Source organism: Streptosporangium lutulentum, from assembly GCF_030811455.1.
Lineage (GTDB): Bacteria > Actinomycetota > Actinomycetes > Streptosporangiales > Streptosporangiaceae > Streptosporangium > Streptosporangium lutulentum.
This window is the reverse complement of sequence record NZ_JAUSQU010000001.1, coordinates 6,569,256-6,583,248: the sequence shown is the minus strand read 5'-3', so window position 1 is coordinate 6,583,248 and position 13,993 is coordinate 6,569,256. Positions and strand designations below refer to the sequence as shown.

General features: G+C 69.5%; 15 protein-coding genes. 8 read left to right on the top strand and 7 right to left on the bottom strand.

Annotated elements, in window-relative coordinates; all coding sequences use genetic code 11:
* Positions 1-14: 14 nt before the first annotated feature.
* Positions 15-191: a hypothetical protein gene (locus tag J2853_RS29160; protein WP_307563507.1), complete on the top strand. Its 177-nt coding sequence runs from the start codon at positions 15-17 to the stop codon at positions 189-191.
* A gap of 200 nt (positions 192-391) precedes the next feature.
* Here the strand turns inward: J2853_RS29160 and J2853_RS29155 are convergent, their stop codons facing one another.
* The 6 genes from J2853_RS29155 to coaA all read right to left on the bottom strand — a co-directional run bounded on the left by J2853_RS29155 (position 392) and on the right by coaA (position 5,785).
* Positions 392-1,108 (bottom strand): ABC transporter permease, encoded by a 717-nt coding sequence (locus tag J2853_RS29155; RefSeq protein ID WP_307563505.1) that lies wholly within the window; start codon positions 1,106-1,108, stop codon positions 392-394.
* Between the two features lie 2 nt (positions 1,109-1,110).
* The gene (locus tag J2853_RS29150; protein WP_307563503.1) at positions 1,111-2,025 is read right to left on the bottom strand and encodes an ABC transporter ATP-binding protein; all 915 of its coding nucleotides are present in this window, start codon (positions 2,023-2,025) and stop codon (positions 1,111-1,113) included.
* Positions 2,022-2,903, bottom strand: coding sequence for an ABC transporter permease (locus J2853_RS29145; protein ID WP_307563501.1), 882 nt, complete (start codon positions 2,901-2,903; stop codon positions 2,022-2,024). The genes J2853_RS29150 and J2853_RS29145 overlap by 4 nt, the downstream gene beginning before the upstream one ends.
* The gene (locus J2853_RS29140) at positions 2,896-3,801 is read right to left on the bottom strand and encodes an ABC transporter ATP-binding protein (protein ID WP_307563499.1); all 906 of its coding nucleotides are present in this window, start codon (positions 3,799-3,801) and stop codon (positions 2,896-2,898) included. Before J2853_RS29140 ends, J2853_RS29145 begins: the two co-directional genes overlap by 8 nt.
* An 83-nt stretch (positions 3,802-3,884) precedes the next feature.
* Complete coding sequence (locus J2853_RS29135) at positions 3,885-4,832, bottom strand: DUF389 domain-containing protein (protein ID WP_307563497.1); 948 nt, start codon at positions 4,830-4,832, stop codon at positions 3,885-3,887.
* Between the two features lie 50 nt (positions 4,833-4,882).
* The gene (gene coaA, locus J2853_RS29130) at positions 4,883-5,785 is read right to left on the bottom strand and encodes a type I pantothenate kinase (protein ID WP_370879542.1); all 903 of its coding nucleotides are present in this window, start codon (positions 5,783-5,785) and stop codon (positions 4,883-4,885) included.
* Between the two features lie 171 nt (positions 5,786-5,956).
* Between coaA and glmS the strand changes: the two genes are divergently transcribed.
* A complete protein-coding gene (gene glmS, locus J2853_RS29125; protein WP_307563492.1) occupies positions 5,957-7,801 on the top strand; it encodes a glutamine--fructose-6-phosphate transaminase (isomerizing) in 1,845 nt (614 codons plus the stop codon).
* Here the strand turns inward: glmS and J2853_RS29120 are convergent.
* Positions 7,788-8,270 carry a hypothetical protein gene (locus J2853_RS29120; RefSeq protein WP_307563490.1) on the bottom strand — a complete coding sequence of 161 codons (483 nt, stop codon included), beginning with the start codon at positions 8,268-8,270 and terminating at the stop codon, positions 7,788-7,790. The two genes, glmS and J2853_RS29120, sit on opposite strands and share 14 nt — an antisense overlap.
* 286 nt (positions 8,271-8,556) lie before the next feature.
* On the opposite strand from J2853_RS29120, the gene J2853_RS29115 reads away from it, so the two are divergent.
* The 6 genes from J2853_RS29115 (at position 8,557) to J2853_RS29090 (ending at position 13,992) form a co-directional block, all read left to right on the top strand.
* Positions 8,557-8,907: a holo-ACP synthase gene (locus J2853_RS29115; protein ID WP_307563488.1), complete on the top strand. Its 351-nt coding sequence runs from the start codon at positions 8,557-8,559 to the stop codon at positions 8,905-8,907.
* A gap of 10 nt (positions 8,908-8,917) precedes the next feature.
* Complete coding sequence (locus tag J2853_RS29110; protein WP_307563486.1) at positions 8,918-10,390, top strand: NAD(P)H-hydrate dehydratase; 1,473 nt, start codon at positions 8,918-8,920, stop codon at positions 10,388-10,390.
* A 17-nt stretch (positions 10,391-10,407) separates the two neighbouring features.
* A complete protein-coding gene (gene alr, locus J2853_RS29105) occupies positions 10,408-11,535 on the top strand; it encodes an alanine racemase (RefSeq protein WP_307563485.1) in 1,128 nt (375 codons plus the stop codon).
* Positions 11,536-11,555: 20 nt separating this feature from the next.
* Entirely contained in the window at positions 11,556-12,698 is a 1,143-nt protein-coding gene (locus tag J2853_RS29100; protein WP_307563483.1) for an alpha/beta fold hydrolase, read from the top strand.
* Entirely contained in the window at positions 12,667-13,158 is a 492-nt protein-coding gene (tsaE, locus tag J2853_RS29095) for a tRNA (adenosine(37)-N6)-threonylcarbamoyltransferase complex ATPase subunit type 1 TsaE (protein ID WP_307563481.1), read from the top strand. The genes J2853_RS29100 and tsaE overlap by 32 nt, the downstream gene beginning before the upstream one ends.
* A gap of 192 nt (positions 13,159-13,350) precedes the next feature.
* Entirely contained in the window at positions 13,351-13,992 is a 642-nt protein-coding gene (locus tag J2853_RS29090; RefSeq protein WP_307563479.1) for a hypothetical protein, read from the top strand.
* Position 13,993: the final 1 nt, after the last annotated feature.

Sequence of the window (13,993 nt, the reverse complement as noted above, 5' to 3'; positions counted from 1 at the left end):
TGAAGGAGAAGGCCATGGCAGTGATCCGCCCCTCCACCGGCACGCGGCGTGCCGCCGCTCTCTGCGGACTCGGCGCGGCCCTGACCGTTCCCGCCGGGAGCGTCGCCGGTGAGAACCATCGACGATCTTCCTGTGGAAGTCTCGGCGGACGGGGTCGTGCGGTCGTCGCCGTCCGTACGGCCTGCGTCTGAACCATCTGAGCACGGCTTGCGCATCCGATGCGCGGGCCGTGCTTTTCGTTCAGGAGTAGGAACGGAGCCGGCCGTCCAGTGTCCAGATGCCGACCTCCACACCGGTCACCCTGTTTCGGTAACTCGGTCAGGAACGGCTTCCTATCCGAACGCCACATGTGCGCCCCCGGCTGAGGGGGCGCACATGTGGCGGGAGGGATCTACTCGTCGCCGGTGAGGGAGAAGACACGCAGGCGCCGTCCTGCCCAGAAGACCGCGCCGACGGTCACGATGAGGAGTGCCGGTACGGCGAAGCTGAGCGTGATCTCGGTGGAGAGGAACGGCGAGGACGACAGCTGGTCGGCGACCGTCTGGGCCCACTGCTGGATGGAGAACCTCCGGGCGCCGGGGACGAAGTTGCCCACCACGCCCTCCCAGATGAGCGCGTAGATGATGCCGATCGTGACCGCGTGCCGCGTCAGCACGCCCAGCAGCATGAACACCGCCGCGTACGCGATGCCGCCGATGAAGGATCCCAGGGCGAAGCCGTACGCGATCCCGGATTCGAGGTTGACCAGCAGGTAGGCCGCGATGAAGGTCGGCACGGCGGCGAACAGCGCGAGCGTCGAGGCGGCGACCAGGAACTTGGTCTGGGCGATGACCGGGCGGGAGATCGGCTTGGCCAGCAGATGGATGATCGTGCCGTCGTCGATCTCGGGGGCGATCACCCCGGTTCCCGCGATCAGGCCCAGCAGCGGCAGCATGGTGCTGACGGCGAAGATCTGCATGAGCGTGATCGCGTTCCGCTCGTCGGCGACGCCGAGCAGTCGCAGCAGGAGGGCCAGGCCGATCAGCACCAGCGGCAGCAGGCCCAGCAGCCAGATCCGCCGGCGACCGAGGAGCGCCCGGTAGGAGATTCCAGCGATGACACCGTTCATGGTCAGCTGCTCCTGTTGATCAGGTAGGAGAAGACGCTCTCCAGGTCTTCGTCGGCCGGGGAGATCCGCCAGATCCGCACGTCCGCGTCCTTGGCGACCTGGGGCAGTAGCCGGGTGAACCGCCGGAAGTCCAGGGCCTGTACCTCCAGGCCGTCCTCGGTCAGGGAGACCGCGCCCGAGGAGGGATCGGCGATCAGGGCGGTCGCCAGGCGGCGGTCGTCGCTGGAGCTGACCCTGAACAGGTGCGGGCGGTCGGTCATCCGGCGGCGGATCTCGCGGAAGTCGCCGGAGGCGGCGTGGCGCCCGGAGACCAGGACCTCGATGTGCTGGGCGACCCGCTCCACCTCCTCCAGGATGTGCGAGCTGAACAGGATGGTCTTGCCCGCGGTGCCCATGTCGCGGACGAGGTCCATCAGGTGCAGGCGCTGGCGGGGGTCCATGCCGTTGAACGGCTCGTCGAGCAGCAGGACCTGCGGGTCGTGCACGAGGGCCGCCGCCACCTTGACCCGCTGGCGCATGCCCTTGGAGTAGGTCTCGATCCTGCGGTCCTTGGCGCTCTCCATCTCCACCAGGGCGAGCGCCTTGCGGGCGGCGTCGTCGGGGTTGGGGAGGCGGTGGAGCTTGGCGCTGGACAGGACGAACTGCCAGCCGGTGAGGAAGCCGTAGACGGCCTCGCGCTCGGGGACCAGGCCGATCGAGCGGTAGATCTCGTGGTTCTGCCAGATCCGGGTGCCGTCCAGCGTCACGGTGCCGCTGGAGGGGGCCAGGAACCCGGCCATCATGTGCAGCAGCGTGGACTTGCCCGCGCCGTTGGGGCCGAGCAGGCCGGTGACGCCGGGGCCGATGGTCATCGTGATGTCGTTGACGGCGACCACGTTGCCGTACCAGCGGGAGACCTGAGCCAGTTCGATGTTCATCGCGAGGCCGCCTTCCGGTATCGCAGGATCAGGGCTGTCACGGACAGGGCGATCAGCGCGACCATGATCACTGCCGCGACCGCGGGGAGGGCGGCCGACGAGTAGACGCCGCTCTGCGCGGGCGCGGCTCCGAAGATCCCGACGTGCACGGCCGCGTCCACCAGGAGGAACGGGTCGATCAGCCTGGCCCATGGGGCGGCGGTGTCGTTGCCCATCGACTCCAGCGTCGCGGACAGCACGGCGGACACGGCGGAGGTGAGCAGGTAGAAGGCGATGACCGAGGCCACGCCCAGCCCGCGCCGGGGGGTGAAGGAGGCGATCGCCACGCCGAGGCAGGACAGCAGCAGCGCGTAGAAGACCGCTCCGGCCATGCTGATCAGGTATCGGCCGGTAAGCGGGTCTCCGGGGAGGTCGACGAGCAGTTCGCCGATGAAGAGCACGGTGAGCGGCACGGCCAGAAGCAGGAACATCGCCGTCATCATCGCCGCGAGCTTCGCGATGATGTAGTCCCATATCGTCACCGGGCGCGACATGTAGAGCGGCAGCACCCGGAAGCGCAGGTCCGGCGCCACCGTGTACGGCGACTGCGAGGCCAGGAAGATCGCGAGTACGGCCTGCATCATGACCGCGTAGTCGGTGTAGGCCACCCCTCCCTGCTGCTTGGCCAGCGCCATGACCGCGATGGAGACGACCGCGGGCACCATCATCACGCCCACGAGGAGGAACGGGATGATCTTCGCGCGGGCCGTACGGCCGAGCCCGAACACCCCGCGCAGGCTGTGCACGGTCAGTGCGAGGACGGCGTGGCCGCGGCCGAGCCGTACCCCCTCGTAGTGGCGGTATCCGATGTCGTGGATGACACCTGTGGACTCAGACATTGACGGGCTCCCGGAAGACGTCCTCGATGCGCTGGCGGCCCTGCTCCATGCGGATGAGACCGAGGTCGAGCTCGCAGACCACGTCGCGGAGCGTGTCGAAGGTCTCCGGCGCGCGGATGTCGACCAGGAGCAGGCGGCCGTGGAAGGCGACGGTCTCGCCCAGTTCGGTGAGGCGGGCCGCCAGGGCGTCCTGGCCGTCCTCCACCTCGACCGTGACGGTCTGGGTGTTCTGGGTGAACTCACCGATGGCCGAGGAACGCAGCAGCTTGCCGCCGTCGATCACGATGACGTGGTCGCAGACCCGTTCCAGCTCGCCCAGCAGGTGGGAGGTGACCAGCACGCTGATGCCGAACTCGGAGCCGATCCTGCGGATCAGCGCGAGCATCTCGTCGCGTCCCTGTGGGTCGAGGCCGTTGGTGGGCTCGTCCAGGAGGACCAGGCGCGGGTCGTGCACCAGGGCCTGGGCCAGCTTGACCCGCTGTTTCATGCCGGTGGAGTAACCGCCCATCGCGCGGTAGCGCTCCTCGTAGAGTCCCACGTGGCGCAGTACGTCGGCGGCGCGTTCCCGGGCGGCGGTGCGGGTCAGACCCGACATCTGGGCCATGTGCACGGTGAACTCGGTGGCGGACAGGTCGGGTGGCAGGCAGTCGTGTTCGGGCATGTAACCCACGACCCTGCGGATCTCGGCTCCCCTGGTCGTCACGTCCATGCCGAGCACCTGGGCGCTTCCGCCGGAAGGTTCGAGCAAACCCAGCAAGATCTTGATCAGCGTCGATTTGCCCGCACCGTTGGCACCGACCAGGCCTGTCACGCCGGAGCCGATGGTCAGGGTGAGCTGATCGAGCGCCGTCACTCGGGGGAAGCGTCTGGTTAGTCCCTCGGTGGCGAGGATAGTCATGCTCGGACACTATCTACCGCGTGTCGTAAATTCCTCCGTCAGACGAATGAGTCTCCCCTCATCCGTAAAGACAGGGGTAACCCCTATATGCGCCTCGGCCGCGCCGAAAGTCGCATATCGAATGATGACCAGTAGGCCTTTTGGACGAGTAGCGTCACCGTGCCGGAGATGATCATGCCCGCGATGTTCACTCCGAGCTGGGCCGACGATCCCGCCATGTCGCTCCAGCGGCCGAGCGCTCCGGCCACCGCGAAGTATCCGGCGGCCGGGACCGTGGTCACCGAGATGAAGACGCCGACCAGGGCCGACGACTTGCCCGCGGTGACCGAGAGTACCCCGGCCGCGCCGGCGAGCAATGCCACAATGAACGACCATTTATCGGGTTTTACGATGAAATTGATCTCCCGATGGTCGATCAACGAGGAGGGGTCGATCCAGCCGAGCCAGCGGGCGGCCAGGGCGCAGGCGAAGGTGAGCGCGATGGCGACCGTGAAACCGATGGCCAGCGCCCGCAGGGCACGGCCGATCAGGTGCCCGTCGCGCCGCAGCAGACCGAAGCAGACAGCCGCGATCGCGCCGAACTCCGGCCCGAGCACCATCGCGCCGACGATCAGGATCGGAGAGTTGGTGATCACGCCGATCGCCGCGAGCTGCGTGGCGATCGCGAGAAACGCCAGAAAGGCCCAGGTGAGCCTGGAGTCGTCCTCGGCCTGCTGGGAGAACTCCGCCCAGATCACGGCGTCGTCCCCGTCGCCCGGCGCCGCCTCCTGGGCGCGATCGGCCGCCTCGGAGATCGACAGGTCGACCTCTTCGACCGAGATCGAGCCCTCCGTGCACAGGCCGAGAGACCGGAGCGCCTCGATCACCTCGTTGGCGGCCTCCCGGGCGACATCGACCTGGATCAGGTCGCCCCGGGGGGAGCGGGCCGCACCGGGCAGCACCACGAGGTTGACGACGCCGACGGCCTCGTCGAGCACCTCCAGCACCCCGTCTGACAGTTCCGGCGGACTGATCACACGTAGATGCAGCACAGCCCAACCCTAGGGCCTGCGTCGCGGGGCCTGAAGCCCCTGTCCGGCCGTCAGATGCGGCGGAGTCTCAGACGCTGGATCGAGTGGTCCGCGCCCTTGTACAGCACCAGGCCGGCCCGGCCCCGGGTGGGGACGATGTTCTCCACGAGGTTGCGCTCGTTGATGTCGCGCCACACGTTCTCGGCGAACGTGGTCGCCTCCTCGGCCGACAGCTCGGCGAGGTATTTGAAGTAGGACTTGGGGTCCTCGAAGGCCGTCCGCCGGAGCTTGTGGAAGCGGTCCACGTACCAGTTGCGGATGTGCTCGACCTTGGCGTCCACGTAGATGGAGAAGTCGAAGTAGTCGTTGACCGCGAGCGCGGTGGGCGGGGCGGGCTGCAGGACGTTGAGGCCCTCGACGATGAGGATGTCGGGCCGGTGCACGACCTGGGCCGCGCCGGGCACGATGTCGTACTCCAGGTGGCTGTAGACCGGAGCCGTGACCTCGGGCAGCCCGGCCTTGACGTCGGCGACGAACCTGACGAGGGCCCTCCGGTCGTAGCTCTCCGGAAAGCCCTTCCTGTGCATGATGTCCTTCTCGGTGAGGACCTTGTTCGGGTAGAGGAAGCTGTCGGTGGTGATCAGCTCCACCCGGGGATGTTCCGGCCAGCGGGCCAGCAGGGTGTGGAGCAGCCGGGCGGTGGTGGACTTGCCGACCGCGACGCTGCCCGCGATGCCCAGGATGTACGGCGCGGGCCGCTGGCTGGCCCCGAGGAAGGTGTTGAGCGCCCTGCTGCGCTCCCTGGCCCCGGTGAAGTGCAGGTTCAGCAGCCGGGTGAGCGGCAGGTAGATGTCGGTGACCTCGGCGAGGTTTATCGGATCGTCGACGCCGCGCAGTTCTTCGAGTTCGTCCGCGGTGAGCGTCAGCGGCGTGTTCTTGCGGAGCTCGCTCCACTGCGCCCGGCTCAGCTGCACGTATGGTGACGCCGTGTCCACCTCGTTGGCCATAGTCAGGAAGCCTACTGATCGCCCGGCGGCGCCTTTCGGGGGGGACGGCGTTGCCCGGCGCCGGGCAGGAATCTTGAGCTCCCACGGGGGTTCTCCATAGGCGCGGCGGCCGATCTCTCAAGGTGAAGGGGGTTGGCCATGTGCGGAATAGTGGGATATACCGGTCACCGGCAGGCGGTCGAGGTCGCGGTCGAGGGGCTCGGGCGGTTGGAATACCGCGGGTACGACTCGGCGGGAATCGCCCTGGTCGGAGACGACGGCGACCTGATCGTGGAGAAACGGGCGGGGAAACTGGCCAATCTGCGGTCCATTCTGGTCTCGCGGCCCTCCCCGCCGGCGACGGCGGGGATCGGGCACACCCGGTGGGCCACCCACGGTGCGCCGACCGACCGCAACGCCCACCCGCACACCGACTGCGACGAGCGGATCGCGGTCATCCACAACGGGATCATCGAGAACTTCGCCGCGCTCAGGACGGAGCTGGAGAGCGAGGGGCACAAGCTCGTCTCCGAGACCGACACCGAGGTGGTGGCGCACCTGCTGGAGGAGTTCGCCGTCGGCGGCCTGGCGGAGGCGATGCGCCGGGTGTGCCTGCGACTGGAGGGGGCGTTCACACTGCTCGCGGTCTCGATGGACGAGCCGGGGGTGGTGGTGGGAGCGCGAAGGAACTCGCCGCTGGTGGTCGGGCGGGGGGAGGGGGAGAACTTCCTCGGGTCGGACGTCGCGGCGTTCATCGCCTACACGCGCGAGGCGGTCGAGCTGGGACAGGACCAGGTGGTCGAGCTGCGGCCGTCGGGGATCACGATCACCGACTTCCACGGTCGTCCCGCCGGGACGAGGGACTACCGCGTCAACTGGGACGCCTCGGCCGCAGAGAAGGGCGGCTACGACTACTTCATGCTCAAGGAGATCGCCGAGCAGCCTCAGGCCGTCGCGGACACGCTGCTGGGCAGGGTCGGCCCGGACGGCCTGCTGGTGCTGGACGAGATGCGGCTGTCGGACCAGGAGCTGCGGGACATCACGAAGATCATCGTGGTCGCGTGCGGAACCTCCTATCACGCCGGACTTATCGCGAAATATGCGATTGAACACTGGGCGGGGGTGCCGTGCGAGGTCGAGCTGGCCAGTGAGTTCCGTTACCGGGACCCGATTCTCAACCGCGACACGCTGATCCTGGTGATCAGCCAGTCCGGCGAGACCATGGACACGCTCATGGCCGTACGGCACGCGCGCGACCAGCGATCCCGGGTGCTGGCCGTCTGCAACGTGAACGGCTCCACGATCTCGCGCGAGTCCGACGCCGTCCTCTACACCCACGCGGGCCCGGAGATCGCGGTCGCCTCCACCAAGGCCTTCCTCACCCAGCTCGTCGCCTGCTATCTCGTGGCGCTCTACCTCGCCCAGGTCCGGGGCATGAAGTTCGGTGACGAGATCTCCCAGATCATGGCCCGGCTGTCCGAGATGCCGTCCAAGGTGAGCGAGGTGCTCGGGACCGTGGAGCCGGTCCGCGCACTGGCCAGGTCGCTGGCCGCCGAGCGATGCGTGCTCTTCCTCGGCAGGCACGTGGGGTTCCCCGTCGCGCTGGAGGGGGCGTTGAAGCTCAAGGAACTGGCCTACATGCACGCCGAGGGTTTCGCGGCGGGCGAGCTCAAGCACGGCCCGATCGCGCTGATCGACAAGGGGCTCCCGGTCGTGGTCGTCGTCCCGTCCCCGGTCGGCCAGCGCGTGATCCACGACAAGATCGTCTCGAACATCCAGGAGATCCGGGCCCGGGGCGCGAGAACCATCGTCATCGCCGAGGAGGGCGACACCGCGGTCGAGCCCTACGCCGACACGCTGATCCGGATCCCGGCCGTGCCGACCCTGCTCCAGCCGCTGGTCGCCACGGTGCCGCTCCAGGTCTTCGCCTGCGAGCTGGCCGCCGCCAAGGGCCACGACGTCGACCAGCCCCGCAACCTGGCCAAGTCGGTCACGGTGGAGTAGGGGCGGCGGTCGTCACATTGATCGCCCACGGTTGCGTGCCCACGATCAGGGCGGCGATCGCCACCGCCGCCCCGAGGAGCCCGGCCGGAAGGGAACCCCCGCCCGGCAAGGGGAAGGAGTCCGGCAGGAGACCGTCGAGCGCGACGACCGCGCAACCGGTGGCCAGCACGTGGGCGGAACGGGACCGGGTGGCGAGCACGGCCGCGACCACGTCGGAGGGGGCGAACGCGAAGGAGCCGAAGCCGCCCGTCCCCACGGTGGGAAAGGCGATCCCCGCCACCAGCCCCGCCGACCGCCACATACGGGTGATCCGCAGATAGTCGCGGACGACCGGCTCCGCGGCGGGAGTGACGATCAGCGCCTGCCGCCGGGAGAAGGCGGTGATCCTGTGCGGGCGGACCTCGCCGGACCAGCGAAGGGCCCCGGCCGCCGTCAGCGTGACGGCCATGAAGGCGAATAAGGTGACCAAGATCACATCATAGGATGGAAAGATCTAAATAGTCGCTTTAGGCCGGTCTGCCTGGGGATTCGGGCCACAATCCACAACCTGTGGATAACTCCTATGGATTAGTGAGGGCCGAAAGTGGGAAAAGAACTATACTGCACTTTTGTCCGATTAATTGATAGTTCATGCCCTATGGCCGTTTGGGTGTGAGCCGGTTAACGCGAAATGAATCCGTCCCGCCGTGGCGGGTCGCCGCCGGACCCTTCGGACCGTTCGCCTCGCAGGCGGGACAACGGCCTAGCCTAGGCGAATGATCGTTGGAATCGGCGTCGACGTCGTGGACGTGGCCAGGTTCGAGGCGACTCTGACGCGGACGCCCGCGCTGAGGGCGCGGTTGTTCACCCAAGCCGAGGGCGTGCTGGCGACGGCCTCCCTGGCGGCGAGGTTCGCGGCCAAGGAGGCCGTGGCCAAGGCGCTGGGCGCACCGCCCGGCCTGCGGCACCTGGACGCCGAGGTGCTGAGCGGGGAGCACGGGCGGCCGGAGTTGCGGGTGACGGGCCGGGTGGCGGAGGTCGCCCGGACCCTGGGAGTCACCCGCTGGCATATTTCCCTGACCCATGACGGGGGCGTCGCCATCGCCTACGTGATCGCCGAAGGTTAGATTCGGTGGAATGCGGACCGCGTACACCTCCGGTCAGATCAGGGCGGCCGAGGCGGCACTGATGGCGACGGTGCCCGAGGGCACCCTCATGCAGCGGGCGGCCACCGGGCTCGCCGTGATCTGCGCCAGGATGCTCGGCGCGGTGTACGGCTCCCGCGTCGTGCTGCTCGTCGGCGGCGGCGACAACGGCGGCGACGCCCTCTACGCCGGAGCGCGCCTGGCGTCCAGGGGAGCCAGGGTGGACGCGATCATCGCCGGATCGCGGGTCCACGCCGGGGGGCTGAAGGCTCTGCGCCGGGCGGGTGGCCGCGCCTCGGAATTCCACGACGACGCCGCGGCGCGCGAACTCATCGGGGCGGCACGCCTGGTGGTGGACGGGCTGGTCGGGATCGGCGGGACCGGACCCCTGCGCGAGCCGTACGCGACCCTCGCCCGGCTCGCGAGCGACGCGCCCTGCGAGGTGGTCGCGGTGGACGTGCCGAGCGGGGTGGACGCGTCCAGCGGGCGGGTCGACGGGGCCGCGGTCGTGGCGGACGCCACCGTCACGTTCGGGGCGTGGAAGACAGGACTGCTCGTCGACCCGGGCGCGCGGCACGCGGGGCGGGCGGAGCTCGTCGGCATCGGGCTGGGCCCCCATCTGCCGGACCCCGACGCGTCCGCGCTGACCGACGACGACGTGGCGTCGCTGCTGCCCGTCCCCGGGGCCGCCTCCGACAAATACCGCCGGGGCGTCGTCGGGATCGCGGCCGGGAGCGAGCGCTACACCGGGGCCGCGGTGCTGGCCGTGGGCGGGGCGATCCGGGCCGGGGCGGGCATGGTCCGCTACGTGGGTGTCGCCGAGCCGGTGGCGCAGGTGCGGGCCCGCTGGCCCGAGACCGTGATCACGACCCTCGCGCCGGGGGAGGGGATCGAGGAGGCGGGCCGCGTGCAGGCGTGGGTGCTCGGGCCCGGGCTCGGCACGGATGAGGACGCCCTCGCCATCGCCCGCTCGGTGCTGGCGAGCGACGTCCCGGTGCTCGTGGACGCCGACGGGCTGACGCTGGTCGCCGAGGACAGGACGCTGCTCCGCCGTACCGCCCCCGTGCTGATCACTCCGCACGCGGGCGAGCTGTCGCGGCTGCTGGACGTGCCGCGCGAGCGGATCGAGGCGCGAGGACTGGAGCACGTACGGCGGGCGGCGGCGGAGCTGGGCGTGACCGTGCTGCTCAAGGGCTCGACCACGCTGGTCGCGGAGGAGGGCCGGCCGGTCAGGGTCAACCCCACCGGCAGCCCGTGGCTGGCCACCGGCGGCACCGGCGACGTGCTGGCCGGGCTCACCGGTACGCTCCTGGCCGCGGGGCTCGGCGGATACGACGCGGCCTCCTGCGCCGCCTACCTCCACGGAATCGCGGGTCGGCGCGGTCCGCTCTCCGCGGGGGACGTCGTGGACGCCGTCCCCGGGGCGATGAGAGCGATCATGGATCGGCCCCAGGACGACGGCTGACCTGCCAGACTGGAAGGATGAGCGTTCCAACGACTCCTGCCGAGGCTCGGGTGAGCCTCTCCGCGATCCGGGACAATCTCGCGCTGCTCAGGAGCCATGCTCCCGGCGCCGAGACCATGGCAGCGGTCAAGGCCGACGCCTACGGGCACGGGTTGGTCGCCGGTGCGCGGGCCTGCCTTTCGGGCGGGGCCGACCGCCTGGGCACCGCCTACGTCCGTGAGGCCCTGGAGCTGCGGGCCGCGGGGATCACCGCGCCCATCCTGTCGTGGATCATCCCGCCGAACGAGCCGCTGGACGAGGCGGTCCGGCAGGACGTGGAGCTGTCGGCGGGCTCCCCCGGGCTGGTGGACGCGATCGCCGGAGCCGCCGGTCGCGCGGGCAGGGTCGCCAGGATGCACCTGAAGGTCGACACCGGCATGTCGCGTGGCGGCGCGGCGCTCGCGGAGTGGCCCGCGCTGCTGGACCGGGCGCTGGCCGAGCAGGCCGAGGGCACGATCGAGATCGTCGGTCTCTGGTCGCACTTCGCCTGCGCCGACATGCCGGGAGATCCCTCCATCGCGCTCCAGCTCGCCGCCTTCGACGAGGCCCTGGCCATGGCCGACAAGGCGGGCGTCAGGGGCTCTCACGTCGTCAAGCACATCGCCAACTCGGCGGCGACGCTGACCCTGCCGCAGGCGCGCTACGACATGGTACGGCCGGGCATCGCGGTCTTCGGCCTGAGCCCCGTGCCCGAGCTGGGGGACTTCGGGCTGCGCCCCGCGATGACCCTGGTGGCCCGGATAGCCCTGGCCAAGCGGGTGCCCGCGGATTCCGGGGTGTCCTACGGGCACCTGTACGTCACGGACCGGGAGACCACGCTCGGCCTGGTCCCCCTCGGCTACGCGGACGGCATCCTGCGGCACGCCACCAACCGGCTGGAGGTGCTGGCGGCGGGCCGGCGACGGCGGATCGCCGGACGGGTATGCATGGACCAGTTCATGATCGATGTGGGAGACGATCCGCTGTCCGAGGGTGACGAGGTGATCCTGTTCGGCGACGGCTCGCAGGGTGAGCCGACCGCTCAGGAGTGGGCGGATTCCCTGGGCACGATCACACATGAGATCGTGACCAGGATCGGTTCGCGGGTTCCACGCGTTTACCGATGAGAGGCATTTCAGGGAGTCGCATGAGTGTTGTCACACGGCGCAAGGTCGGCATCGCGGGCGCGATCGTCGGTGTCGCGTCCGCGGGCGTGGCCGCCGCGGCCTTCGCCAAGCGCTACGCCGTCGGCCGTATCAGGCTCCGTCCCGATCTGGAGTCGAGCGAGCCGCTGGGCGAGTTGCGCGGGAGCCCCGTCATGGTCGCCACCTCCGACGGCGTGGAGCTCTACGCGGAGGTGGACGGCCTGCAGGAGGCCCCGCTGACCGTGGTGTTCTGTCACGGCTACACACTCAACCTCGACTCCTGGCACTACCAGCGGCGCGACCTGTGCGACTCCTACCGCCTGGTCCTGTGGGACCAGCGTTCTCACGGGCGTTCGCCGCGCACCATGGACGGCGACTGCACGATCGACCGCCTCGGTGACGACCTCGCCGAGGTGATCAAGGCGCTGGTTCCCGGCCCGTGCGTGCTGGTCGGGCACTCCATGGGCGGTATGACGATCATGGCGCTGGCGGATCGGCACCCCGAGCTGTTCCGCGACCGGGTCAAGGGGGTCGCGCTGATCTCCACCTCCTCCGGCAAGCTGGCCGAGGTCTCCCTGGGCCTGCCCGCGCTGCTGTCCAAGGCGGTGCACAAGATCACGCCCGGCACGGTGTCGATACTCAGCCGGGGTGGCACGCTGGTCGACAGGAGCCGCCAGGTGGGAAACGACGTGGCCTTCCTCGCTCTGCGCCACCTGGGCTTCGGCGACTCCAAGAACGTCAGCCCCACGGTGGTGGACTTCGCGGAGTCGATGATCCGCTCCACCCCGTTCGAGGTGATCGCCGAGTTCTACCCGGCGCTGATGTCGCACGACAAACTGAACGCCCTGAACGTCCTGAACGACGTGCCGACCTCCATCATGGTCGGTGACAAGGATTGGCTGACGCCCGTCGAACACAGCAAGGCGATGGCGGCGGCGCTGCCCCGGGCCCAGTTCGCCGAGATCCCCAACAGCTCGCACCTGGTCCAGCTGGAGCGGCCGACCGTCGTCAACGACGCGCTGCGTGACCTGCTCAAGCGGGTGACCGCCGACAGCGCGGACGACGCGGGCGACACGGATGACGCAAGCGGCACAGGCGGCGCGGACAGTACGGATGACCCGGACGGGTCGGATCGACGGGAGTGACGCAATCGTGAGAGTCGTGGCGACCGCGGAGGAGATGCGGGAGCTGGGAGCGGAACTCGCCGCTCTCCTGCGTCCCGGTGACCTGGCGATACTGTCGGGGCCGCTCGGTGCCGGCAAGACGACTCTGGTCCAGGGGATCGCCGACGGGCTCAAGGTGCGGGGCCCGATCACCTCGCCGACCTTTGTCATCGCCCGGGTGCATCCCTCGCTCTCCGACGGACCGGCGCTGGTGCACGCGGACGCCTACCGGCTCGGCGGCGACCTGGAGGTCGACGACCTCGACCTGGACGCCTCGCTGGAGGAGTCGGTGACGGTCGTGGAGTGGGGCGAGGGGCTGGTGGAGGGGCTCGCCGACGACCGGCTGGAGATCTTCATCGACCGCGGCGAGTCGGACGAGGCCGATGAGACCCGGACCGTACGGCTTCGCGGGATAGGCGCGCGCTGGGAGGGTGTCGTCTGATTCGCCCCCGTAGGAATCTGATTCGCCCCCGCGGGAAAGGGAATCCTGGCACGCTGGCACTACTTCCCATCTTGGTATAGATCATCCAGGTCGAAGATCGACTATGGCGGGTTTGCCCATGTTTAATGGGTAAGAGGTGGGAAATCGTGCCGGGCGAGGGTCGTCGGCCGGAGTGCGAAGTGGAGTTCGACGGTGCCAAGGGTCAAGCGTGTCGCGGTTCTGGGAGCCATCAGCCTTTTCGGGATGGTCGGATGCACGGCCGAGGCGAACTCGGGGAGCCCCACGGGCACGCCCACGCCGACGGGGATCAGCAGGCAGGACATCGAGGTTCAGCTGCAACCGGCCCGCGCCAGGGCCGGAGACAAGGTGTGGGTGCTGGCGAACTGCCCGATCCCCCAGGGGGGACCCGAGCATCGGGGCACCGCCTCCTCCAAGATTTTCAGCCCGGTCGCCCTCGATCCGATCCTGGCGACGCCCACCCCCGATCCCTCGGCCACCGCCACGCCCACCCCGCGGCCGTGGGTCCGCGGACAGGCCACGGTCGCGGCCGGCACCGAGGTGGGCATCTACGAGATCAACGCCAGGTGCGAGGGGACCAACGACACCGGCAAGGCCAGCCTCAGGATCGTGGCGGCCACCACGTCGACCCCCAGGCCCAGGCCCACCACCACCAGGACCGTCATCAGCACCAGGGCGCCGGAGACGGGCGGTGGCGGCACCGCGGCCGGCGGCCCCGAAGACTCGAGCATGCCGCTCGGTATGAGCGGCCTCCTGCTCGGAGCGGCACTCGCGGGCGGCATCGGCGTCGCGGTCGTACGTCGCCGTCGCTCGTAGG